The sequence below is a fragment of the Nitrosopumilus sp. genome, from assembly GCA_029862745.1.
In the GTDB taxonomy this organism is placed as follows: domain Archaea; phylum Thermoproteota; class Nitrososphaeria; order Nitrososphaerales; family Nitrosopumilaceae; genus Nitrosopumilus.
Map to the genome: position 1 here is coordinate 1 of JAOTWS010000010.1, position 23,286 is coordinate 23,286.

25 protein-coding genes and 3 tRNA genes are annotated in these 23,286 nt (G+C 34.5%); 6 read left to right on the forward strand and 22 right to left on the reverse strand.

The genetic code is table 11. The features are described from left to right. Both OEM44_09515 and OEM44_09520 read right to left on the reverse strand, forming a co-directional pair. Positions 1-74: transfer RNA gene (locus tag OEM44_09515), tRNA-Ile, on the reverse strand. Positions 75-115: 41 nt separating this feature from the next. Further along, positions 116-748, reverse strand: coding sequence for an iron-containing redox enzyme family protein (locus OEM44_09520; GenBank protein ID MDH3517033.1), 633 nt, complete (start codon positions 746-748; stop codon positions 116-118). Positions 749-828: 80 nt separating this feature from the next. Between OEM44_09520 and OEM44_09525 the strand changes: the two genes are divergently transcribed. Then, a tRNA-Glu gene (locus OEM44_09525) sits at positions 829-922 on the forward strand. A gap of 41 nt (positions 923-963) precedes the next feature. Then, entirely contained in the window at positions 964-1,815 is an 852-nt protein-coding gene (locus tag OEM44_09530) for a polyprenyl synthetase family protein (GenBank protein MDH3517034.1), read from the forward strand. Here the strand turns inward: OEM44_09530 and OEM44_09535 are convergent. From OEM44_09535 to OEM44_09585, 11 genes are read right to left on the reverse strand one after another with little or no spacing between them, the layout of a single operon-like run. Continuing rightward, entirely contained in the window at positions 1,805-3,289 is a 1,485-nt protein-coding gene (locus OEM44_09535; GenBank protein MDH3517035.1) for an NADH-quinone oxidoreductase subunit N, read from the reverse strand. The two genes, OEM44_09530 and OEM44_09535, sit on opposite strands and share 11 nt — an antisense overlap. A 12-nt stretch (positions 3,290-3,301) precedes the next feature. Then, positions 3,302-5,380, reverse strand: coding sequence for an NADH-quinone oxidoreductase subunit L (locus tag OEM44_09540; GenBank protein MDH3517036.1), 2,079 nt, complete (start codon positions 5,378-5,380; stop codon positions 3,302-3,304). A gap of 3 nt (positions 5,381-5,383) precedes the next feature. Then, positions 5,384-6,937, reverse strand: a complete 1,554-nt coding sequence (locus OEM44_09545) for an NADH-quinone oxidoreductase subunit M (GenBank protein MDH3517037.1) — start codon at positions 6,935-6,937, stop codon at positions 5,384-5,386. Then, complete coding sequence (gene nuoK / locus OEM44_09550) at positions 6,937-7,242, reverse strand: NADH-quinone oxidoreductase subunit NuoK (protein MDH3517038.1); 306 nt, start codon at positions 7,240-7,242, stop codon at positions 6,937-6,939. Before nuoK ends, OEM44_09545 begins: the two co-directional genes overlap by 1 nt. Beyond that, on the reverse strand, positions 7,223-7,735 hold the full coding sequence (locus tag OEM44_09555; GenBank protein MDH3517039.1) for an NADH-quinone oxidoreductase subunit J: 513 nt from the start codon (positions 7,733-7,735) through the stop codon (positions 7,223-7,225). Before OEM44_09555 ends, nuoK begins: the two co-directional genes overlap by 20 nt. Beyond that, positions 7,728-8,225 carry an NADH-quinone oxidoreductase subunit I gene (locus tag OEM44_09560; protein MDH3517040.1) on the reverse strand — a complete coding sequence of 166 codons (498 nt, stop codon included), beginning with the start codon at positions 8,223-8,225 and terminating at the stop codon, positions 7,728-7,730. The genes OEM44_09555 and OEM44_09560 overlap by 8 nt, the downstream gene beginning before the upstream one ends. Further along, positions 8,225-9,523 carry an NADH-quinone oxidoreductase subunit NuoH gene (gene nuoH, locus OEM44_09565; GenBank protein MDH3517041.1) on the reverse strand — a complete coding sequence of 433 codons (1,299 nt, stop codon included), beginning with the start codon at positions 9,521-9,523 and terminating at the stop codon, positions 8,225-8,227. Before nuoH ends, OEM44_09560 begins: the two co-directional genes overlap by 1 nt. Continuing rightward, the gene (locus OEM44_09570) at positions 9,524-10,660 is read right to left on the reverse strand and encodes an NADH-quinone oxidoreductase subunit D (GenBank protein MDH3517042.1); all 1,137 of its coding nucleotides are present in this window, start codon (positions 10,658-10,660) and stop codon (positions 9,524-9,526) included. Positions 10,661-10,662: 2 nt separating this feature from the next. Continuing rightward, positions 10,663-11,244 carry an NADH-quinone oxidoreductase subunit C gene (locus OEM44_09575; GenBank protein MDH3517043.1) on the reverse strand — a complete coding sequence of 194 codons (582 nt, stop codon included), beginning with the start codon at positions 11,242-11,244 and terminating at the stop codon, positions 10,663-10,665. Next, the gene (nuoB, locus tag OEM44_09580) at positions 11,244-11,768 is read right to left on the reverse strand and encodes an NADH-quinone oxidoreductase subunit NuoB (GenBank protein ID MDH3517044.1); all 525 of its coding nucleotides are present in this window, start codon (positions 11,766-11,768) and stop codon (positions 11,244-11,246) included. The genes OEM44_09575 and nuoB overlap by 1 nt, the downstream gene beginning before the upstream one ends. 40 nt (positions 11,769-11,808) lie before the next feature. Further along, positions 11,809-12,183 carry an NADH-quinone oxidoreductase subunit A gene (locus tag OEM44_09585; GenBank protein ID MDH3517045.1) on the reverse strand — a complete coding sequence of 125 codons (375 nt, stop codon included), beginning with the start codon at positions 12,181-12,183 and terminating at the stop codon, positions 11,809-11,811. Positions 12,184-12,295: 112 nt separating this feature from the next. On the opposite strand from OEM44_09585, the gene OEM44_09590 reads away from it, so the two are divergent. After that, entirely contained in the window at positions 12,296-12,760 is a 465-nt protein-coding gene (locus tag OEM44_09590; GenBank protein MDH3517046.1) for a peroxiredoxin, read from the forward strand. Positions 12,761-12,773: 13 nt separating this feature from the next. Here OEM44_09590 and OEM44_09595 read toward each other — a convergent pair whose 3' ends face one another. The 6 genes from OEM44_09595 to OEM44_09620 form a co-directional block, all read right to left on the reverse strand. Continuing rightward, entirely contained in the window at positions 12,774-13,334 is a 561-nt protein-coding gene (locus OEM44_09595; protein MDH3517047.1) for an acetyl-CoA carboxylase biotin carboxyl carrier protein subunit, read from the reverse strand. Beyond that, on the reverse strand, positions 13,294-14,781 hold the full coding sequence (locus tag OEM44_09600) for an acetyl-CoA carboxylase biotin carboxylase subunit (protein ID MDH3517048.1): 1,488 nt from the start codon (positions 14,779-14,781) through the stop codon (positions 13,294-13,296). The genes OEM44_09595 and OEM44_09600 overlap by 41 nt, the downstream gene beginning before the upstream one ends. A 6-nt stretch (positions 14,782-14,787) precedes the next feature. Then, positions 14,788-16,335 carry an acyl-CoA carboxylase subunit beta gene (locus OEM44_09605; protein ID MDH3517049.1) on the reverse strand — a complete coding sequence of 516 codons (1,548 nt, stop codon included), beginning with the start codon at positions 16,333-16,335 and terminating at the stop codon, positions 14,788-14,790. 104 nt (positions 16,336-16,439) lie between these two features. Beyond that, positions 16,440-16,751 (reverse strand): hypothetical protein, encoded by a 312-nt coding sequence (locus OEM44_09610; protein MDH3517050.1) that lies wholly within the window; start codon positions 16,749-16,751, stop codon positions 16,440-16,442. Further along, entirely contained in the window at positions 16,748-17,905 is a 1,158-nt protein-coding gene (locus OEM44_09615; protein ID MDH3517051.1) for an AAA family ATPase, read from the reverse strand. The genes OEM44_09610 and OEM44_09615 overlap by 4 nt, the downstream gene beginning before the upstream one ends. 8 nt (positions 17,906-17,913) lie before the next feature. Then, entirely contained in the window at positions 17,914-19,029 is a 1,116-nt protein-coding gene (locus OEM44_09620) for a hypothetical protein (GenBank protein ID MDH3517052.1), read from the reverse strand. Between the two features lie 83 nt (positions 19,030-19,112). Between OEM44_09620 and OEM44_09625 the strand changes: the two genes are divergently transcribed. The 3 genes from OEM44_09625 to OEM44_09635 all read left to right on the forward strand — a co-directional run bounded on the left by OEM44_09625 (position 19,113) and on the right by OEM44_09635 (position 21,165). Continuing rightward, positions 19,113-19,934 (forward strand): fructose 1,6-bisphosphatase, encoded by an 822-nt coding sequence (locus tag OEM44_09625; GenBank protein MDH3517053.1) that lies wholly within the window; start codon positions 19,113-19,115, stop codon positions 19,932-19,934. 111 nt (positions 19,935-20,045) lie between these two features. Then, positions 20,046-20,888 (forward strand): FAD-binding oxidoreductase, encoded by an 843-nt coding sequence (locus OEM44_09630; protein MDH3517054.1) that lies wholly within the window; start codon positions 20,046-20,048, stop codon positions 20,886-20,888. A 109-nt stretch (positions 20,889-20,997) separates the two neighbouring features. Further along, positions 20,998-21,165, forward strand: coding sequence for a DUF1059 domain-containing protein (locus OEM44_09635; protein MDH3517055.1), 168 nt, complete (start codon positions 20,998-21,000; stop codon positions 21,163-21,165). 5 nt (positions 21,166-21,170) lie between these two features. Here the strand turns inward: OEM44_09635 and OEM44_09640 are convergent, their stop codons facing one another. The 3 genes from OEM44_09640 to OEM44_09650 form a co-directional block, all read right to left on the reverse strand. Beyond that, positions 21,171-22,247: a glutamyl-tRNA reductase gene (locus tag OEM44_09640; GenBank protein MDH3517056.1), complete on the reverse strand. Its 1,077-nt coding sequence runs from the start codon at positions 22,245-22,247 to the stop codon at positions 21,171-21,173. Positions 22,248-22,259: 12 nt separating this feature from the next. After that, entirely contained in the window at positions 22,260-22,991 is a 732-nt protein-coding gene (locus OEM44_09645; protein MDH3517057.1) for a hypothetical protein, read from the reverse strand. Positions 22,992-23,115: 124 nt separating this feature from the next. Continuing rightward, positions 23,116-23,193, reverse strand: a tRNA-Asp gene (locus tag OEM44_09650). Positions 23,194-23,286 lie beyond the last annotated feature (93 nt).

The following is a 23,286-nucleotide window of genomic DNA, read 5'->3' on the forward strand; positions in this document are numbered from 1 at the left end:
TGGGCCCGAAGGGCTTCGATCCCTTGGCTCACCGGTTATGAGCCGGTTACTCTACCAAGCTGAGTTACGGGCCCTAAGCAGATTAATTTTTTCTTAGGTATAAAATGTTATGAGATTAACAGTATTGTTCATAACAGCTATCAAGCAATAGATTTTGTGCAGAAATAGATTTGTCTGCAATCTCAATTAAGTTACTTGAATCAGCAAAAGATTTTTCCAATATATTTCTCCATGAGGCTGTATGTCTAATATCAGCTTCTGTATGTAGTTTGAAGTATTCTGTAGCTGCATTGCTTGTCATTCCATAGAACTCTGCTAATCCATCAAGTTTTGTTTGACTGATTTTAGGAATTTCTTTTTCAAATGCATACATTGCACACGCACCACTCTCAAAAGTATTCATTAATTCATTTAGATCAGATACTGCTTTGCGGGTCTTTTCTGTTCCTGCATAAGAAGTTAATTCATCTTCAGATATTCCAAGTTCTCCAGCAAAAGCAATCCATGATTTTATGTGATCAGATTCTTCTTGTTGGTTCTCAATTAATTCACCCTTTACTGAATCAGGTGCGTTTGCAATAATAGGTGTCATAAAAGAAGGAACTGTTTTTACAAGCTGAAAGTATTCTTTAGAATATCCAGCTAAAGATTCCTTTGATAATTTTCCATCAGACCATATTTTGTAAAATGCATGTTTTAGTAAACTTCTTTCTTCAATCATTTCATCAATTTTTTTTATTATACTCATGATTATCCTCCAAATCCGCCAATAAAAAAATCTTTGCGGTTTACAAAAGATTTTATGGTCAAAATACAGAATTTTCATGGGTTCCAGTGGTGTAGACCGGTCAAGCATACTGCCCTTTCAAGGCAGTGATCCCGGGTTCAAAATCAATCGATGAAAGTCCCGGCTGGAGCACCAAGATTTATTTACTTATTGTAAAGGTTTTTGATCAAGTCATCTTGGACAGGAAAAATATTGAAATAAATCCTTTACTTGAAACATATGGAAAGTACATTCAAAGAATAAATCAAGCTTTGGATGATGAGCTGGCATTATATTCAGAATCTGAATTCATTGAACCGTTAAAGTATTCCCTAGAGGGCGGAAAACGAATTAGACCAATTATTTTGACTTTGGCTGCTGAAAGCATAGGAGAAATAGATGAAAATACATTTGCAGCATCATGTGCTGTTGAATTTTTACATATGGAGTCAATCATTCATGATGATATTATAGATAATGAAACCATGAGAAGACAAAAGGATCCATTTCATATCAAATATGGTTACAATACCAGTATTCTTACAGGAGATTTTGTTTTAGGATTAATTCTTGCCATATCTTCAAGATTAGATAATGCAAGAATTACAAAAGATTTGGCTACCACTGCAATGCTAATGAGTGAAGGAGAAATGATTGAAAGTAGATTAGAGACTAGTGAGGATGTGACATTTGATGACTATCTCAAAGTTATTGAATACAAGACAGCAACTGCATTTGAAGTTGCAGCTAGAACAGGTGCAATTATTGCAAATGGAACTGAAGAACAGATTGAAGCATTAACTGAATATGGTAAAAATATTGGAATTGCATATCAAATAAGAGATGATTTACTAGATTGGAAAAACGAAGACAAGTTGTTTAATTTACTAATCAAAAAAAGTTCAGATCCAAGAGATGTTTTTAATAAAATGGAGGAATTGTTAAAAAAATATTCACAAAAAGCAAGAGATGAATTAAGAAAAATACCAGATAATAATGCTAAAAATAATTTAGATAATTTAATTAAATTTACTTTGTTTAAGGTATAGGTCCTAAGCTAACTATAGGAGTTGCAAATTCTACAAATTTAATCAATGGATCTGGATATACACCAAAGCCCACCAAGAAGATTGTTGAGAAGATCATTACAGCAATAATAGATTTGGGTTCAGCAATTCTCTTCTCTGTTTCACCTTCAAAGTACATTTTTCTTGTAATCCAACCATAGTAAGCAAGAGATAATGCACTGTTAAGTACACCTGCTATTGCAAGCCAAGGTGCCCACCAGACAACAGAACCAGCATCTAATGCACTGCCAAACAACATCAATTTACTCCAAAATCCTGAAAGTGGTGGAATACCTGCTAATGCAAACAAAGCAATTATCAAACCAAGAGCAGTAATTGGCATTCGTCTTCCAAGTCCCTTTAATTTATCGATGTTAGTTACTGCAAGGGTAGTTACGATTCCTGCAATTGCAATAAAGGCAGCGCCTTTCATCACAGCATGATTCATTATTTGATACAAAGAACCTTGTAAGCCAAGTGAACTGTAAGGAGCAACGGCAAGTCCAATCAAAATGTATCCAGCATGTGCAATACTAGAATATGCAAGCATTCTTGAAAGATTCTTTTGCATGATTGCAGCAACATTACCAATTGTCATAGTCATCACTGCGATAATACCAAGAGCTAGAGTCCAATCAAGATTAAGAACAACCATTCCAAGAACCACAACTCGTATTGTTGCTGCAAATCCAGCTTTCTTTGTTGCAGCTGCAAGAAGAGCAGTTATTGGAGAAGGTGCGCCTTCATATGTATCAGGAAGCCATTGATGGAAAGGTACAAGTCCCATCTTAAATCCAAATCCTGCAATAAACATGCCAACTGAGAGTAAAGCAAGAGGTAAAAGAGTTGGATCAAGTGTTGAGTAACCTTGAATTACTTCACCAATATTTGTAGAGCCAGTTAATCCATACGAAATTGAAATTCCGTAAACTATGATTGCAGATGATAAGGCACCAAACAAGAAATATTTTAGAGCAGCTTCATTTGAGCTTGGATTCTTTTTCATAAATCCTACTAAAACGTATGTTGGAATACTCATGAGCTCCCATGCAACAAACAACATTACCAAGTCAGTAGAATATGCAACTAGTACCATTCCAATTGTTGCAAGTAAAATTAGTGAATAGTATACAGCAGGAGAGTTATGTTTTCGCATATAATTAAAAGAACCAACAGTAGTGAAGAGAGCAACAATTAACATTGCAATCGCAAAGAAGCCACCAAATGCATCATCTACTATCACATCTTGAGAGAAAAGAGCTGATGCGGATACATTATCATTTATGAATTGGTATCCAACATAAGCAATAGATACAATTAATGCTGCAAATGCAATTATTGCATAAAATGAATTAGAGCCTTGTTCTTTTCTTGAAATGCTAATAATTGGAAGAAGAATTCCAACAGTTCCCAATATTGCAATTAAGACCAATGGGGTTGAAGTAATTTCTAACATTTCATCAATCTCCTATATCAACAATATCAGGACTACAAATAGTAATCCTGCTCCAAATACGAATAGATATGACTGAGATACACCAGTTTGAGTTCCTTGGATAACTTTAGCACTCCATCCAACTGCTTTCTCAAATCCATCATTCATACCATAATCGATAGCCGTCTTTTCAAAGTATCTGAAAATGCCTCTTGCCAGCCACAAGGGTGCTACTACAAAAAACCAATAGATAAGGGCATTAAGATACCATCGATTTAAAATAACTTTGTGTATTGCATAAAAGAAAATATTTGAATTAATGAATTTTACAGGATCAACCCATCTTCCAATATAGAAAATGTAACCAAGTCCTATACCAGTTCCAAATGCAACTAATGAAGAACCTAATGCAACAGGGTTTAGACCTTGCAAGAATTCTGGAAGAATTGATTCTTCAGTTGTGACATGTACAGTATGAATACCAAATGATTCTTCAAGATATTCTACAAATAAGTGATGAAGTCCTTCTTCAGCGGATAATCCAATAAGACCAATTCCAATAGTAAGCACTGCAAGAATTCCATATGGAACCCACATAGATAATGATGCTTCATGTATCTGATGACCTTCTTCTTCCATCTTTACGATGTGTTTGCTCTTCTTTCCGAAAAAGACCAATCCAATCATTCTTGTGGTGTAAAATGCTGTGATAACTGCAGTAAGTACTGCAATTGCATATAATGGCATTGCCCATTCATTTCCAGATTCATAAACTGCTGCAAATATTGCATCCTTACTCCAGAATCCTGTTGTGATAAATGGAGCACCCATCAATCCAAGCCCGGCTGCCCACATGAATGCATATGTTTTCTTCATATGTTTTCTTAGACCACCCATATCACTCATAAATCGAGAACCAACAATGTGTAACAGAGAACCTGCAGCCATAAACAATGAAGCTTTAAACATTGCATGTGAAATCAAATGGAAGAATCCTGCAGTATAGCCATCAACATACTGATGAGACAGTCCTGCAACACCTAATGCCATCATCATATAACCTATTTGTGAACCAGTGGAATAAGCAAGAACTTTTTTAATTTCATTATTAACCATGCCTTGTGTTGCAAGTAACAATGCAGTAATTGCACCAACCCAAGCAACAATCTCAAAGAATTGATCTGCCATAATGCCTGCAGCACCTAATGCAAATACAAGTGGACCAATTCTTGCTACCAAGAATACACCTGCTTTGACCATTGTTGCTGCATGAATTAATGCAGATACTGCAGTAGGACCAGTCATTGCTTCTAAAAGCCATTCATTTAGTGGGAACTGAGCTGATTTTCCGATAGCACCTCCAAATAGTAAAACAAATGCAGGAACTAATAGTCCCTGTGCAGCCATTGTAGTTGCCCATTGAGTGTCTCCCATTAATTCTTTAAATCCAAAAGTACCTGCAAACAAAAATATCAAAAGCATACCTGCAATCATCATTACATCACCAACTTTGGTCATGATGAATGCCTTCATACCTGCATGTGTTGGTGCATAATAATCTAGCATACCAAGAACCGTTCTACCTTCGACACCAACATGATCTTTCTTTTTGTCACGATACCAAAAGCTGATCAATGCATACGAAGCAAGTCCTACACCTTCCCATCCAAAGAATACTTGAAGTAAGTTATCAGACAAAACAATCAACTGCATTGAACCGATAAAGAACATCATCCAGAACCAAAATCTTGTAATATCTTTATCGCCTTTCATGTATCCTGTACTGTAAATCATAATTAGGAATGAAATCCAACCAACCACATTTGCCATTATTATTGAAAGTGGATCTGCTAATACTCCTCCTTTAAGACCGATTGCCTCTATCCACATAATTTGATGATGTATTTCATGTGCTTCTAAAGCAACAGGAATCATAGTTGCTGCAGATAAAGCACTCATCAAAGCAAATGCAACTGCAACATAACCAGTTGCATGTTTTGATAATTTTCCAATACCTGGAATAATCATTGCTGCTGCAAATGGTAGAATCCAAACTAACCAAGCACTAAGAGCTCCAACGTCAAATGGTAACCCAAAAGATTCTGTTGCCATAATCTAAACTCCTAACACTCCATTCATGTATGGGATTATTGTTTTCAAGAAAATATCTGGATAAATACCAACTACGATTGAGAATCCTGCCAATACCATCATTGGTGCAGTCATGTACCAACTTCCTTCCTTTACATGTTCAAGATGTTCAGGAGTTTTTCCAAAGAAGACACGTTTTAACATCCATAACATGTAAGACATTGTAAGTGCTGTTGCAACAAGACCAAGACCAAAGGTTATTGCTCTAATTGTAGAACCTTCTTCAATTGCAGTCTCTAATGCACCAAAAAAGAGGATCCATTCACCCATAAAACCACTTGTTGGTGGAACACCCATTATTGTCAGTGCACCAATAACTGCACATACTGCTGTTATTGGCATCTTACCTGCTAATCCTCCAAGTTTAGAGATACTTCTAGTTCCAACTTTAACAATAATAATTCCAGCCATCATGAAGAGAATGCCTTTTCCAATAGCGTGTGTTACATACATCATCTCAGCACCTGAAAGACCTAGTACCGAAATTGAACCAATACCAAATAGGATGTAACCCATTTGACTAATACTAGAATATGCAAGCATACGTTTCAAATCATCTTGCATCAGTGCCATTGCACCGCCATAAATCATCGTAACAAGACCCCAAATATGGAACCAAATTGAGAGTTCTGCAAATGTTGAAGGTAAAAATTCAACAATTAATCTAAAAATACCATAAGCACCAATTCCGATCATGGCAGGGGACAATAATGCACTGATTGGTGTTGGTGCTGAACCGTGAACATATGGAAGCCAAATGTGGAACATAAATACCGCCAGTTTAACACCAAGTCCTATAGAAATTGCAACTGCTGAAAGCATGAGAATGTCAGTAGGTATTTCTGATTCGTTGATATCTACAAAGTCAAAACTTCCAATGGTCAAACCAATCATCAAAAAGCCCAATAGTAAAACAACTGCACCAGCATGAGTCCAAAACAAAAACATTAAACCAATCTTTCTTCTTGGACCATCACCCCAAAGAGCAACTAAGAAGAAACCAGGAATTAACATAACCTCAAAGAAGATGTAAAATTCGATCAGATTTGTAGAAAGAACTGTTCCAAGCATACCCATTGCAAAAACGAGATATAGTGCAAAGTAAAGTCCAGATTTGGCATTAACATAATTTGTAAGAGATGATGACTCAATAATTGAGGTTTGGCCGTTTCTAGATATGGTTATTTTTTGTTCTTCTTCAAATTGTTCATGGAATTTATGAAGCATGTATGGCTTTGAATAAAGTACCAAGATTGTAGATAATACATAGATCATTATTGCAAATGGTGATGCTAAACCATCTAGCAAGAAACCAAACTCACCAAATTGTTGGGTCCAAGGATAGTGTTCCTCAACAGTTCCAGAGAGTGCAGCGTTGATTACAAGTATTGTTGTATATAGTAAAATTACAAAGGTAAACCACATTGCGGGGGTTGGACCCATTTTTCTTCCAATAATGTATGCTATTGGAGATAAAAGTAAGGGCAAGAAAACTGCCTGTAATAACGCATACTCCATTATCCCTTTAAACTCCTAAAGTCTGCAATATCCACATTTTGGTACATACGATAAGCTACAATGATTAGAGATAACCCAACTGCAACTTCTGCTGCTGCAATTGCTATTGAAAATAATGCTAAAGTTTGACCGCCGCTATGAGGTAAAAATCTACCAAATGCAACCAGATTAAGATTTGCAGCATTGATTATAATTTCTACTGCAAAAAGCATTCGAATGAAATTACGTTTTACTGCAAGACCGTAAATACCTATTGCCAGCAGAGCAACAGACACAAGTGTAAAGTCAATTAACTCGTTGGTCATACTCCACATCCTCCCGTTTAGCTAAAATTAAGGCCCCAGTTACAGAGCCTGCTAGAATCAATCCCATTAAGATAAGTGCTGGCCAATAATATGTTACAAAATCCGTACCAATATCTCTAAAATTAGTAGTAGGCTCATCAGTAGTTATGGTTTTTATTCCTGAATCAAAGAATACTGCACCTAACGATACCATCGTTATAAGCATCAATCCAATACCTGCAAATTTACGTCTCTTATCTTCAATGTTTTTGAAGATTAATTCTCTTTTAACCAACATTACAGTAAACAAAATCAAAACAGCAATAGAGCCAACATATACTGCCAATTGGAATAATGCAACAAATGGTGCATCTAACAAGAAAAAGAACCCTGCAATACCACCAAGCGTTCCCATCAATGCGATTGAACCATAAATCAGTGATCTTAATTCAAGTGCTGCAATTGCAGATCCAATTGTAATTACAGTTAGTGCAAGAAACGCAGCATCAGCCATGAGTTGCACCTCTGCTAGTAATTTGTATTTCGCTATCTTGTGAAACATATGGTTTGACTGCTAATTGAGCAGGAGTATAGATTAGCCCTTCTTTGGAAAATGAAGATAATTCATAATCATTAGTCATGTAAAGAGCATAAAATGGACATGCATCAACACAAAGACCACAAAAAACACATTTTCCATAATCAATTTGAGGCATAATGGATTTCTTGTTTTGTTTTTGTTGATCAGGAACCTTTACCATTGCAATTGCTTCAGCAACACCTTCACATGCAATAGAGCACAGTTGACAACCAGTACAGTGATCATGGAACAACATATGACGTCCTTTTAGTCCTGCAATTCCCACCCCAGTAGATGGATCAAACTGATAACCATCACCAACAAACTTTAGTTTTTCTTCAGGATAACGAAGTGTAAATCGTTTAACTGCAATGTGCTTAATTCCAGAATTTAATGCACGAATAATACCTGTTGCAGTTCCCATTATTGTAATCCTCCTGGTCCTAGCACTCCAGCGTAAAGCAATCCAAGTGCAATAAAGATGTTAATGAAGGCAAGACCAATTAGTTTAGTCCAGCCAAGATTCAATAACATATCAATCCTGATTCTTGGGAAAACTCCTCTTGGTAACAATATGAAGAATATGACAGCGACAGTCTTTAGAACAAACCAAAGTGTGCCATTAAGCATCTCTTGTGTAAACAAAGGTAATCCTGGAATGTTTGCAGTTACAGGACCCAAAACAATTCCTTCAGTAATAATTTCTGTTGGGAATGGAGGAACAACCATTGGACCATTCCACCCACCAAGGAACAATACAACAAACAATGCTGCAAATGCGTAGAGTTTCAGATATGTTCCTAATTGTACAAGTCCATACATCATTCCAGATAATTCGGTTAACCAACCTGCTACAATTTCACTTTCAGCTTCTGGTAAATCAAATGGTATTCTTTCTAGTTCTGCAAGCATAGTAATGAAGAAAACAATAGCACCAATGGGTAAAAATACAATCCATGGGAAGTTAGATTGGCTTGCAGCAATTTCAGATAAATTAAGAGATCCTGTCAACATCACAACCCCTAACAAAGATAAGATTAATGGAATTTCAAATGAGACCATTTGGAATAAGGCTCTGATACCACCAATGAATGGGAATTTACTATTTGCAGACCATGCAGAAAGAATAGTAATAATTGGGAAAAATCCAATTACTGCAAATACACCAAGTAAGCCCAAATCTACATCTGCAACTACCCAACCAGGAGCAACTGGAATTAAGGCAACAAATGCTGCTGCTGCTGCAACAAATAGTACTGGTGCTGCCCAGAAGATAGGTTTATCAGCTTTTGCAGGTATAATGATTTCTTTTGAAATTAACTTTAGTCCATCACCCATTAATTGTAAAATACCTTCAAGCTTTCCACAATAAAATGGTCCAACTCTTAATTGTAATTTTGCAAGCATCTTTCTTTCAACAAATATTGTTCCAGCAGCTAGTAATGCGGCAAATCCAAATCCTGGAAAAACCATTACTCTAAAAATATCAGTTGCCATGAATGCTTTGACAATTGGAAGAATACGTGAAGGATCTGCTATCCAAGTTAATGCAAGAAACGGTGTAAGTAATTCACCATTAATTACAGGCATTTCAATAAAGAATAAAACCATCATAATTGCTGGAAGGCCAATCAAAGACAGTAGTAATACAGCCCAAAATGCATTATCAAGTAACGATTTGATAAATTCACTTAGTTTGAATTTTGGTGCAATAACAGACATTTATCGGTCTGCCTCCACTGGCCAATAATTAAGGCTCCAATATACTGATGGCATATTACCAAGTTTTTCGCCCTTTAGAAGATACGGTAACGCAATCAAGTTTCTAAATGACCCAACACTTAGCTTTAGTCTGTATGGCTCAGGTTTACCATCAGATACAATATAGCAACCTAGCGATCCTCTACCAGATTCTACGCGTTTGTAAACTGAATCAAGTCCCTTACCTTTTGGATTAGGTTTTAGCTTAGTTCTAACAGAACCAGACTTTGGCATTTTTTGTAATGCTTGCCTAATGATATTACAACTTTCTAACATGTCAAGCCATGGAACTTTTGATCTTGCATAAGAATCACCTTCTTTCATCACATTAGTGTGAACATCTAATTCTTCATAAACATCATATGGTTCTTTCTTTCTAAGATCATAATCAACTCCACTTGCACGAAGTACAGAACCTGTCGTTCCAAGTCGTATCGCATCTTCGCGAGAAAGGATACCAGTGTCTTTAGTTCTAGCAATCAAAATAGGGTTATCATAAAAGACAGCAGAATATTCTTTGATACGTTTTTCAAAATAGTTAACTTGACGTAAACAAACATCTTCAAAATTTGGAGGTAAATCATTTCTCACTCCACCTGGAATAAAATGTGCATGTGTTACTCTAGCACCAGTCATTTTTTCCATAAGATCAATTAAGAGTTCACGATCTCCTGCTGGCCACATGAACATTGTAGAATGTCCCAAAAAGATACCATAAATTGCAAGCCAATACATTGTGTAAATACATCGGTTTAATTCAGATGCAATAACTCTAACATACTTTGCACGTTCAGGAACTTCAATTCCAACAAGTTCCTCAACTCCTAATACATATGGATACAATATATTACAAGAATCATGAATTACCGGTCTTTCTAAGTGAGGAATGTTTGTAATATAATTTCTATATTCAGCCATCTTCTCCTCTCCACGATGAACATATCCAGGATCAGGATCACATGCAACGATATAATCACCATCGATTTGAACAATAATTCTCATGTGACCAGAGCCAGGATGTTGGGGACCAACATTGAGAGTCATTATTCTCTCATCAACTTTTTGGAGTGCTAATCCAGGTAGTAATTGCTCAGTCATCTCTATCTTCCCTTTATTGCAAAGTCCTTTCTAAGCGGAGGTAAGTCTGCCCAGTCTTCTGGCAAAAGCAATCGTCTATTATCAGGATGACCTTCAAAGTAAACACCAAACATTTCAAAAACTTCTCTTTCATGAAATTCTACACTATAAAATATATCTCTAAGAGTGGGAAGTTTAGTTGCATCATTTCCAGGAATTGGATTTTCTTCTCTTTGAGCCCTAGTGGATAAAACAAGTATTTGTCTTGCTAATGAAGAGTCTGAGTAAGATCCTATATGATACACAACTTCAATTTCTTTGTCTTGAGGATAATCAACACCTGAAACAGATTCTACATGATCATAATTTAGCGCATCACGAATAAATTCAGCAACATCATGAATATTTTCTCTACCAGTTTTAATTCCAACTCTGTCTTCTTTGACAAATGTGACTTCAACCTTGTCACCAAACTTTTTAATAATTTTATCAGAAATGTTTTTTTCAAATGCTGGTAATTCTACTTCTGGTTTTTTTGCTGCAGGTGGTGGTGCTTTTACTTTAGGAGGTTCATCTGCAACAGGTTTTTCAGAATCAGAACTCATTATACAAACTTCCTAGCCTTCATTCTCTTGATTTTTTCTTGTAACAACATACATCCTTGAATTAAAGTTTCAGGTCTAGGAGGACATCCTGGAACATAAACATCAACTGGGATTACTCCATCAATTCCTGGAAGTACATTGTATGAATCAAAATACAAACCTCCAGTAATTGCACATGCTCCCATTGCAATAACATATTTTGGTTCTGGCATTTGATCATAGACTAACCTGAGACGTGGTGCCATCTTTCTTGTAATAGTTCCTTGAACAACTACAAGATCACATTGTCTAAGTGATCCAAATGCTTCGATGATACCAAATCTTTCAACGTCATATCTAGGACTTGATGCTGCACCAAATTCTACACTACAACAGGCAGTTTCAATATGTACTGGCCAGAGGGACCAAATCCTACCCCAATTAATGGCATACCCCAATGGTTTATCAATTGCTCGTTCTAAAATATCTCCTAACTTTCCTACAAAGACATTTGCATTTTCTGGTGTTACTAAGTCTTTAAGCAATATTATCCCCTACCCTTGTAAATACAATTTATATAAAAAACTACCATATTCTTCGTCTCCCAGATTGATACAAAGCAAATGCCATTGCTCCAAACATTATTCCTAAAAAGCCCATCATTGGCAAAGTTGCAATCTTTGGAATTTCCAAAAGTGAGCTGCCCCAAGCATATAAGAAAATTGCCATTACATCAAAAACAACAAACATCAAAATGTAAGGATAGTACTGCATCATGAAATGAGTTCTTCCTTCTCCAGATGGAACTTGTCCACATTCCATTGGTAAAAATTTAACAGGATTACTTCGTTTTCTAGGAGAAATCATCCTGGAGATAATTAATGCAGGAGCCATTGCTACTATAGCAAAACCAAACATCAATACAACGGTACTATAATTGCCCGCTAATTCCCCGACCAATTTAGCTTTTGACCCTAATTTTTGTATAAAAAGGTATGCTTCCTTTTTTCGATCAACTTCTGAAAAAATTATTGTTGTAAAGTACTTTATAGAACATTGTCAAATAGCGATCATGTCATTGAATATTGGAGATACTGCTCCTAACTTCGAGCTTCCAGACACAGAATTGAAAATGCGAACTTTGGACGACTATAAAGGTGGAAAAATCGTTTTATCGTTCATAGTTGCTGCAAGTTCCCCAGTTTGTGAAACAGAACTGTGTAATTTTAGAGATTCATGGAAGGAAATTTCCGATTTAGGCGCAAAAGTCGTTGCGATCAGTAATGATGGCCCATTTGCAAATAAGGCATTTGCCGAAAAAAATCACTTCAATTTTCCATTATTGGGGGATTATAGTAGCAAAACAATTCGTGATTATGGAGTATTAATGCCAGATTTACTCCATATTAAAGGATACAATGCAGCAAAACGATCTGTTTTTGTTATTAATGAGGATGGAAAAATTGGATACAAATGGGTTTCAGAGGATCCATTAAAAGAACCAAACTATGAAGAGATTAAAAATTTCCTGAAATAAGGAAAATATTTTTTTATTCTATCTCGGCTATTGGGTCGCCTTTAGCAACAGTTACAGTTTCTTTAATTTTTATGGATTTGACAACGCCATCCTTGTGTGCTTTCACTGATACTTGCATCTTCATTGATTCCAAAGTACAAATTACATCTCCTTTCTTTACAGAATCACCTTCAGCAACAGAAATAGATACAACTTTGCCAGGAATTTGACTCTTCAATAATAATTGCACATTTCCAGCACCTGCACCACCAGAATGTTTGAAGACGACTTCATCAAAGTGGGTATGACGATTAATTATGATTGGAACATTATCAATTACAATGTTCATTTCGTTAGTTGATTGATCAAGATATTTTGCTTTGTGATATTTTTTATCTAAAATAAATTCAATCCCAGTAGAATTCATATTAATAATTTTTAATTCATGTTCATTATCATTGATTTTAATTACATAATCATTGTTTCCAAGATTTTTTATAATCTTACCATCAAATGATTTTTCAATGTCAGCTATTTTGTAATCCATTATTTCATCAATCCAGTTTATTCTTCCAATTAGAATATGAGTTTGCATTATTTTGTACACGGCTCTTAAAGTATTCAGAATGAATTATTGCAGCAGCAATTGCGGCTTCGCTCTTCTCTAGTTTCTCATTCTTTAGGTCTTTAGTTAATTTGTCAATTATTCCATATCGTTTTAAGAAATCGGTAGAAAGTTCACCTTTTTTGTACTCTTCGGTATTTAGAATTGTTTTGTAAAGTGGAATTGATGTTTCTACACCTTGAATGTAAAAATCATTAAGTGCGGTAAGCATACGAGTTCTGGATTCTTCAAATGTTTGTCCCCATGTACATAATTTAGCCATCAAAGAGTCATAAAATGGAGATACTGTACATCCAGGATATAAGTAAGTATCACATCTAACACTAGGTCCAGAGGGGATTGTTACATCTGGAACAGGTCCGGTAGAAGGTGCAAAGTCTAAGAATGTATCTTCGGCATTAATTCTACACTCTATTGCATATCCTTTCATTTTAAGATCTTTTTGCTTAAATGGTAAAGGTTCACCATTTGCAATATCTAATTGAAGTTTGACAAAGTCCAATCCAGAAACCATTTCAGAAATTGGATGTTCCACTTGTAATCTTGCATTAATTTCAATAAAATAAAATTCACCATTATCTGCTCTTAAAAATTCGGCAGTTCCCAAATTAGTATAATCAACTGCTTCAGATGCTTTGACAACTAATTCACCTACTCTATCTCGTGTTTCTTGATCAACTACTGGAGAAGGTGTCTGTTCAATAAGTTTTTGATTTCTTCTCTGAATGGAGCATTCTCTTTCAAAAAGATGAACAGCATTACCATGTTTATCCCTACACATTTGATATTCAATGTGTCTAGTTTTTTCAAGGAATTTTTCAACTATAATTGCAGACTTTCCAACTGCAGAAATGGATTCACTTGTTACTGTTTGAAAACCTTCACGTAATTCTTTGTCATTTGTAACAATTCTAATTCCACGACCACCACCACCATAAACTGATTTTAACATAACAGGATAGTCAATGTCATTTGCAATTTTTAATGCTTCTTCAACATCTTTTACAAGTCCGGGACTGCCAGGAACTGTTGGTACTTTAGCTTTAAGCATAGCAGCTTTGCATTGCATTTTATCACCACAAAGATCCATAGATTTTGCAGATGGTCCGATAAAGTTTATGTTATTTTTTTCACAGGTACTTGCAAAATCAGAATTTTCTGAAAGAAATCCATAGCCTGGATGGATAGCATCTGCACCAGAAGACAAAATAACTTCAAGAATTTTTTCTTGATTAAGATAAGATTTTGCAGGTGCAGCTTCTCCTATGTGATAAGCCTCAGTTGCTTGTTTTACGTGCATAGAGTCATAGTCTTCATCAGAATAAACAGCAACTGTTTTGATTCCCAGTCTCTTACAAGTTCTAATTACTCGTAAAGCGATTTCTCCTCTATTTGCGATAAGTACTTTTTCAATCATATCCAATCACAAATTGATATTTCCATGTTTCCTAGGAAGTTGTTTTTCTCTTTTGTTTGTAAGCATTTCTAAAGCTTTAATCAACATAGGTCTAGTCTCAGCAGGATCAATTACATTATCAATAGTTCCATGAGACGCGGCAACATATGGATTTTCAAATTTTTCTGTAAATTCACCAATTAATTGCTTTTTAAGCGCTTCAGGATCTTTTGCCTCATCAAGGTCTTTTCTATACATTATTTTTACAGCTGCTTCTCCACCTAAAACAGCACATCGTGCAGTCGGCCATGCGTAATTAATATCAGTTCTGAGATTTTTACTTCCCATTGCAATATAAGCACCACCATATGCTTTTCCAATAACTAATGTTATTCTTGGAACTGTAGCTTCACAATATGCATAAAGCAGTTTGCTACCATGTCTAATAATTCCGTTATGTTCTTGATTAGAACCTGGCATGTATCCAGGGGTATCTACTAAAGTGATAAGAGGAATGTTAAATGCGTCACAAAATCTTATGAAACGTGCTGCCTTGTTTGAAGAATCAATATCAAGTGCACCTGCAAGATGTATAGGTTGATTAGCTATAATTCCTGCAACTTTACCATTAAATCTTCCATAACCTACTATAATGTTTGGAGCAAATAATTCATGCACTTCAAAGAATTCGTGATTATCAACAATTGAATTAATAATTTCTTTCATATCATAAGGTTGCAAAGGATTTTCTGGAATTATGTTGATCAGATTATGATCTAATCTATTTGGATCATCATCAGTGGTGATTTTTGGTGGCTCTTCAGTATTATTTTGAGGTATATATGAAATTAATTTTTTAATATAATCCATGCACTCATATTCATTTTGTGCAACAAAATGTGCAACACCACTTTTTGAACCATGTGTCATTGCTCCTCCAAGATCATCAAATGATATTTCTTCGCCAAGTACAGTTTTCACTACATCAGGTCCGGTAACAAACATTGTTCCCACCTTTTCTACCATAATTACAAAGTCAGTCATTGCAGGAGAATATACAGAACCTCCTGCTGAAGGACCAATACTTGCAGTAATTTGTGGAATTACTCCTGAAGCTAGTTGATTATGATAAAAAATATCTGCAAATCCATCAAGACTCATTATTCCTTCTTGAATTCTTGCTCCACCAGAATCCATTATTCCAATTATTGGACATCCGATTTTTACTGCATGATCCATTAATTTAGTAATTTTTTTAGCTCCCATCTGACTAAGAGTTCCACCAAGTACAGTAAAATCATATGCAAAAACAAAGATTTGTCTACCACTTACATTTCCATACCCGCCTACTACGCCATCTGTAAAGAATTTCTTTTTCTGCATATCATATTCATGGTAATGATGTGTGGTTAATGGATCAATTTCTGTAAAAGTCCCCTCATCAAGTAAAAGATCTATTCGTTCACGAGCAGTTAACTTGCCCTTATCATGTTGAGCCTTAATTCTATCTTGGCCACCACCCTGTAATGCTACGTTATTCTTTTTGGCATACCCTTCAATCTTTTCAGAATGCATAACAGTAATCTAAAGAAAAACACTTTCATATATTAATTTATTTTGAAGATTTCAACAGTGTGAAATTTTTACAAAAATTCAAGAATATCAAGAATTTTGGAAGTTTAGGAGTTAATAATTGGGAATTTTTTGTTTGTAGATTTTTGATAGAAACTAAAAGCATCTTTTTCATCACTACATTTCGTACAAATACAGAATTGGGATACATTTGGGATATCACAAATTTCGATAAATTTACATTGAGGGCATCCTGCAGGTGCTCCACATACAATACACTGTAATTGATCAATTTGGGCACATTTTTCATGTTTTACGCCTAATCCTTTTGCCCATAATCCAATTTCGTTGATCTCAATTTTTTTATTACATATAATGCATTTTCCTGGAAATTTCATAGGAATTTTTCTCCAACTCATTGAATTAGTCCAATCTCCTTTTCAATAATATCAGCATAAGTTTCTTCTAATTCTAATTCAAGTGTTTTATTTTTAATACAAAATAAAACAAAAGGGAGACAAATTGTTACAAAAGCACTTGATGACAAGTGTAATTTTTTTGCCATAATGGATGATAGGGATTTTATTTTCGCACCATCCCAACGAATTCTATTGAGTAACGGCCATGAAATATTGTATTGTGAATATCTAATTCTATCATCATTTTGATATAATTTTATTAAAATATCATTTAGATATCTTAGTAATCTCCAATTTTGAGTTTTCATAATTTTTCCAAAAAGCATATCAGCGTTAGATATTATTTCTAAATATTTTGCAAGAGTAGAATTATCTATACTACTTGTAATGATACTAGAATAAAATGCGTTAATTTTTTCTCTTGGATCAATTTGCATAGAATACAAAATAATTCTAGCTTCTTCAATTGAATTTGCTTTAAAGAAAGCATTTACTCCATCTTCAATATTAATATTTTCAAACTTTGTTTCTATTTGAGGGTTAAACCCTGTTACAAATGATTGTGTAAGATTAATCATAGAACGAATGTCTCCTTGTGATTTATCAATTACTTTTATTAAAGAACCTGGACTTAGTTTTGCATTTTCTTTTTTTAAAATATTCTCAAGGTAAACTTGCAACAGACGAGGAGGAATTTTTTTAAAATAAATTGTTTTTACAGCTTTTTTAATACTCTTCATTTTATCAGATGTGTCACTGTTTGCAGCAAGAACAATTGGAACTGTAGGTTCTTTAAGAATACCAATAAGTGCTGAAACACCTCCAAAATCACTGCGACCATGAATTCCATCTACCTCATCTATAAAGATCATGGGAGTTCCCATTACACTGACATTGGCTAATGCAGGTGTAAGAATTTCATTAATTCTGGATTTACTTCGAACGTCACTTGCATTAAGACCAATCATGTCATATCCAAATTGTTTGGCTACAAGATATGCAATTGTAGTTTTTCCAATGCCAGGAGGTCCAACAAGAAGAATGGGTTTTGTACCTTTTTTCCACTTTATAAACCACTCCATTATTGATGCACGTGATTCTTCATTACCTACCATATCAGAAATAATACGAGGTCGATATTTTTCAGACCACATCAATTCTATCACTTTGGAAGTTTAGATTCAAACTCTGACCATTTATTGGCCTTTAGTAGTTTATTGTACCAATATTGATTATAATGCTCCACAGTCAAGAATAAAAATTCTAAAAATTCTTTGTGGGAAAATCCTTCAGGTAGTAATTCAAGTGCAAGTCGAGCATCTTGCAAATAGAGATTACTTTTTTCCATAGTAATCTCAAATCCTTTTTTCACATCATTTGCTAATAATGAATAATAAAGTGGCCATGAAGGAATTTTTACAAATCCATTTTTAACAGAGTCTTCAATTTCATTTCCACATCCAACACCTTCGGCAGCTCTTGCCATTCCCAAATAGAAAATCTCTCCTAATGGTCGTTCTGCTAAAGCCATATTTCTACCAGCAGTTCCCATAACCGAGCGGTATTTTTTGTAAGACAATGTTATTTCTTCTTCAGTTATTTCTGTTGGTTTTGATTTTAATTTTTCATCTAGGTATTGCCCAATTCTTGCATCTTTGAATCCCTCTTCAAATTCTTTTAGAACTTGATTGCCTCCTTTGGAAATTTTATCTCTAGCTAATTTTAGAATATATGGATTCATTAGTTTGTAATCATCTAGAAAATCTAAATCTTCATCTTTGTCTACAATTCGATCCATAGGTTCACTTAGATCAATTGCAAGTATATGACCTTCAACTATATCTTGTTTTAATTGAGAATTATTTCTTTCAGAATAATCTGCTGCACCATCAAATAACCCATTAAAAACAGGAAAAGTCATTTTTACAAAATTAGAATTTAAAATTCGATTTACTCTATCTTTTAACACGTCGTAACTTTCTAATTTTGATTTTATAGGCTCAATTTCAGAAGAATTGAGTATTATTTCTGTAGAACCAACTTCATTACCAAATCCTTGTTGTGTAGAATTTGGATCAGAATCAGACTTTATTTCATAAAGTAAGCTTTGTGCAAATCTTTCAGCAAAGTTTGGAAATTCAGCTTCTGTTTCTTCTTTGTACTTGGTAAATAATTTGTAGCCTTTTGATTTGAATAAAGCTTGTTTGATTATTTGTTTTCCAGGTTTTGTGCTCATCAAAGCTTCTTTGCTTATGACAGATTGATCTTTGCCACTCACAACCGTTTAATTTTTTTATTGTTATTTATGCTTTCAAAACAAATGTTTTCTTCACTTAAATTACGAATGAGTGAATTCTAAATATGGAAATAATAGAAATTCTTCGTGAGGCTTCAAAAAAAATTTATGAAAATGTAAAAGAACTTGCAGGTACTGAACATGCAGCAGGTGATTTTGGCATAGGTGCAGGAGGAGACATTTCAAGAAACATAGACATAATTGCTGAAAAAACTGTTTTAGATTATTTGAAGGAAATCAATTTTCAATGCATTGTTTTAGGTGAAGAATGTGGGCGAGTTGAATTATCAAATAATTCTAAAGGATATATTATAATGGATGCAATTGACGGTTCTGCAAATGCAGTTAGAGGAGTACCATTTTTTTGCAGTTCATTGGCATTTGCAACTGAAAATAAACTTAGTTCTGTTACAGATGGTGTAATTACAGATTTATCAAATGGTGAGATGTATTGGGCTTCAAAAAATAAGGGGTCATTTTTTAATGGAAAGCAAATCAAAGTACATCATAAAGATCCAATATACAAAATAATTGGAATTAATACATCTGGTGCATCATCAGAGTTGATGAGACGATTATCTCCAATATATGAGGAGCATCAGCACATCAGACACTTTGGAGCAAATGCTCTAGAAATGGGATTTTTTGCTAGAGGAATAATGGATATTTTTATTGATTTAAGGGGGAAAATTCGGATTCATGATATTGCTGCAGGATATATAATTATCAAAGAAGCAGGAGGATTACTATTGGATGCAGATTTGAATCCATTAGATGAAGACCTAAGTTATGAAACACGAATTTCCTTTATTGCTGCTTCAAATCAGAAAATTCTTGATGAAATAATGTCATCAATCGATCAGAAGTTCATCAACAACACCAATTAAGTTATTGTGATTAATTTTGCATTTAATTTGGCATTTTAGAACAATTATTTAATTTTTGAATCAAAACATAACAGAAATATATTTATCCAAAGTCACAAAAAAACTTCTTGTATGGTAACTGAAATGAAAGCAAAGGTCATTTATAGTGAGTTGCTAAAAGAAGATCTTGTAATTATTAGATTAGTTCCAGAAAAAGGGATGCCACAATATAAGACAGGCCAATTTTTGACAATAGGTCTTCCAATACCATCAGAAAAAAAGATAGTTAGAAGAGCATATTCTATTGCATCACATGCAGAGAATAGAGATTATTTTGAATTTGTAATTAGATGGGTAAGAAAACCACTTCCTGGTAGAGTTACAACTGAATTATTTTATCTAAGTGTTGGGGATGAAGTATATCTCGGTGATCCTACAGGAGCTGCATTACAAATTAGTGACAAATTACCTAACGGACAAAAAGATACCAGACGAGTAATTTGTGTAGGTGGAGGTACAGGATTAGCACCATTTATTGCATTTGCAAAACATTTCCATGATACTAAGGATAAACGTGAAGTGGTTGTACTTCATGGTGCAAGTTATGTGGACGAATTAAGCTACAAACGTCTTTTGACAGATTTAGAATTAGAAAGCGAGAGAGTAGGAAGAGACAAATGGGATTTTAGATATAGAGCTGCTATAAGTAGACCAAAAGAATATTTCAATAGATCATGGAATGGTCATGTTGGTAGAGTAGAATCATTTTTTGCAACTAATAAAAAAACGGGTTTATCACCAGTAGAGGAAATGGTGGGAGAAAAACTAACTCCAGAAAATACAATCGTCTACATTTGTGGATATCAGGGAACAATTGACGGTGTGATTGAGTATCTAGGTCCAAAAGGATTTGTTACAGAACATGAGAAAAAACCAGATGGAAGTTTTGGTATTAAATACGAGTCATACGGATAGCAATTTTTATTACAACAATGATAGATTCCCATTTTTGGGAATAAAAAGGAATTTAGTATTAGTTAATTCATACCTGTGGATTTTTATACTGATTATTTTTCTACAAAGTATGGCAAAACTCAAGTGTAATGATTATGGGTTTGAATGTGATTTTGTGGCAGAAGGGGAAATGGAAAGTGTGATTGATAAGTTTAGAAACCATACTGATGAAGAGCATGGAATAGATTATTCTAAAGAAGCCATCATGCAATTTCTCTTAAGAAAAGAAGGATTATAACAAAATTAAGTATCTAGTCTTTTCATTCTAGCAGATAAAACAGGAAGTTCACTTTCAATAATTTTTTCAACTGCAGGAACAATACCGATTCGAGTTCTCACACTTTCTTCATAAATTTCTGCTATTTGATCTCTGAATAATAATTTGATTCCAGGAAGAACAGTTATTCCTTCATCAACAGCTCTAGGATCAGACAAATCCAAAATTAATGTACCCTTAGTCTTTTCTTCCATTACTAATCTAATTCTATCATAGGTAATTAAGAAATAATCAGATGTGGTGGCAACGAAAATAATATCATATTTATCAAACCCTATTAAGACATCGTTAAAATCCACAGGAGTTCCACCAAGAATAGTGGTAAAACCAGTAGCACGTTCAAGAGTTCTACTTGTGACATTAAATGGGATATTCTTTTTATCCAAAGCTTTTACAAGTGTTGCAGCAGACTCACCAGTTCCAATTATCAATACCTTTTTCTTAGAATCTAATCCTGCTTTTTCATCCACGAGTTTTACAGCAACATCACCAAGTGAAACAACATCTTTTGAGATTCCAGTTGTATTTCTCATTCTAGCAGATAATCTAATTACACTTTCAAATAATTTATTTAGAATTGGACCAGATGTTCCTGCACTTTTTGCAGTTGTAATAGATTGAACAACATCATCAAAAACATTTTGCCATCCAACAACTAAAGAATCTAATCCAGAAGCTAATCTTAAAAGATTAAGATACACATCATCACCCTTGTAAACTTCTAGAGTTTGATCAAAATGATCAATATCAATTTGCTCTAATGATGATAAAGACATCCAAGTATCTTTGATTTGATTCAACACAAGTGTTTTACCTTCTGCTCTTCTTGCATCTGGAGAATCACTAGTTTCAACATTACTAACTGTAAATATTTCAACTCTAGTTCCAGATTGAATTATTACACATTCTGCAACACCAGGAATTTTTTTAAATTCTGCACAAGCTGCATTGACGTCTTTGAAAGTAAATTTTGATAATGTATGTATAGGGACATTTTTGAAAGTTACTCTCGCGTTAACTACATCAAAAGATATTTGACTCAAATCATTCACCTATTACGCCTTAATCTTGTCCCTTCCACCCTTAGCTGTTCTAAAAACATTCATTCCAATATAGAAATTTTCATGTAAAGATTCTAAATAAATAATTTCATTTTCAATATCTTGTATTTCTTTTTTCGATGCCTCTGGATCATTTTTTAATTTTTCAAGTTTTAATTTTGTCTCTTCTAAAAATGAATCAACACCTCGCTCATAATTTGAAACACCACCAAATTCTGGACTAAGTACATGCTGAGGGATATAAGCAGGAGTTTGATCTTTGGGGGTTTCTGCATGTCTTGTTAATGATTCTTGTTGTTCTTGTGAAAGTATTGGCCTTGGGAATCTATCTTTTTTATCTAAGAAAAATTCAGGTTCACCCATCTCCCGTCTAAATATTTCTTCACCTTGTCGCTTAAAGGTGAAATCGGGTTTCTTGGCAGCATCAGCTTTAACTTCAGCTGCTATTGCCTTATATTCTTCTTCAGCTGCTGCTTCTGCTGCAGCTTTAGCAGCTTGAGCTTTTGCTAAAGCTACTTTTGCAGCAGCTTCTGCGGCTTCTGCTGCTTTTTCAGCTGCATCTGATTTCGCGATTGCTTCATCAGCTGCTTTTGCTTCATCAGCTGCTTTTGCTTCATCAGCTGCTTTAGTATCAATTTTAGGAGATTCTTCAACTGATGTCTTTTCAGAAGATGAATCTTCAGTAGATTTTTGATCTACTTTAGATTCTTTTTTCTCTTCAGACATCACATTTTACTAAAATTGCCTGAATTTTAATATTCTTGTAGGCGATTATAATATAACATATTTTTTTAATAACAATCATGAAAAGTCTAATTGATAGGAGCAGATTTTTATAATTAAGAAATAATGGCGCCCTCGGCGGGATTTGAACACGCGTCTCAGCCGTGACAGGGCCGAATTCTAGACCGGGCTATACTACAAGGGCACAAGTTGAATGAGTCAAATTGCCAGATTAAAAGTTTCTGTCAGAATAAAATTTTTTGTAAAAGACTAAATTATACACGATAAACATTTTTGT

Coding starts and splice junctions, on each gene's coding strand:
- OEM44_09520 (MDH3517033.1), bottom strand. CDS start 748: ATGAGTATAATAAAAAAAATTGATGAAATGATTGAAGAAAGAAGTTTA.
- OEM44_09535 (MDH3517035.1), bottom strand. CDS start 3,289: ATGTTAGAAATTACTTCAACCCCATTGGTCTTAATTGCAATATTGGGA.
- OEM44_09540 (MDH3517036.1), bottom strand. CDS start 5,380: ATGGCAACAGAATCTTTTGGGTTACCATTTGACGTTGGAGCTCTTAGT.
- OEM44_09545 (MDH3517037.1), bottom strand. CDS start 6,937: ATGGAGTATGCGTTATTACAGGCAGTTTTCTTGCCCTTACTTTTATCT.
- nuoK (MDH3517038.1), bottom strand. CDS start 7,242: ATGACCAACGAGTTAATTGACTTTACACTTGTGTCTGTTGCTCTGCTG.
- OEM44_09555 (MDH3517039.1), bottom strand. CDS start 7,735: ATGGCTGATGCTGCGTTTCTTGCACTAACTGTAATTACAATTGGATCT.
- OEM44_09560 (MDH3517040.1), bottom strand. CDS start 8,225: ATGGGAACTGCAACAGGTATTATTCGTGCATTAAATTCTGGAATTAAG.
- nuoH (MDH3517041.1), bottom strand. CDS start 9,523: ATGTCTGTTATTGCACCAAAATTCAAACTAAGTGAATTTATCAAATCG.
- OEM44_09570 (MDH3517042.1), bottom strand. CDS start 10,660: ATGACTGAGCAATTACTACCTGGATTAGCACTCCAAAAAGTTGATGAG.
- OEM44_09575 (MDH3517043.1), bottom strand. CDS start 11,244: ATGAGTTCTGATTCTGAAAAACCTGTTGCAGATGAACCTCCTAAAGTA.
- OEM44_09590 (MDH3517046.1), top strand. CDS start 12,296: ATGTCATTGAATATTGGAGATACTGCTCCTAACTTCGAGCTTCCAGAC.
- OEM44_09595 (MDH3517047.1), bottom strand. CDS start 13,334: ATGCAAACTCATATTCTAATTGGAAGAATAAACTGGATTGATGAAATA.
- OEM44_09600 (MDH3517048.1), bottom strand. CDS start 14,781: ATGATTGAAAAAGTACTTATCGCAAATAGAGGAGAAATCGCTTTACGA.
- OEM44_09605 (MDH3517049.1), bottom strand. CDS start 16,335: ATGCATTCTGAAAAGATTGAAGGGTATGCCAAAAAGAATAACGTAGCA.
- OEM44_09610 (MDH3517050.1), bottom strand. CDS start 16,751: ATGAGTTGGAGAAAAATTCCTATGAAATTTCCAGGAAAATGCATTATA.
- OEM44_09615 (MDH3517051.1), bottom strand. CDS start 17,905: ATGTGGTCTGAAAAATATCGACCTCGTATTATTTCTGATATGGTAGGT.
- OEM44_09625 (MDH3517053.1), top strand. CDS start 19,113: ATGGAAATAATAGAAATTCTTCGTGAGGCTTCAAAAAAAATTTATGAA.
- OEM44_09630 (MDH3517054.1), top strand. CDS start 20,046: ATGGTAACTGAAATGAAAGCAAAGGTCATTTATAGTGAGTTGCTAAAA.
- OEM44_09635 (MDH3517055.1), top strand. CDS start 20,998: ATGGCAAAACTCAAGTGTAATGATTATGGGTTTGAATGTGATTTTGTG.
- OEM44_09645 (MDH3517057.1), bottom strand. CDS start 22,991: ATGTCTGAAGAGAAAAAAGAATCTAAAGTAGATCAAAAATCTACTGAA.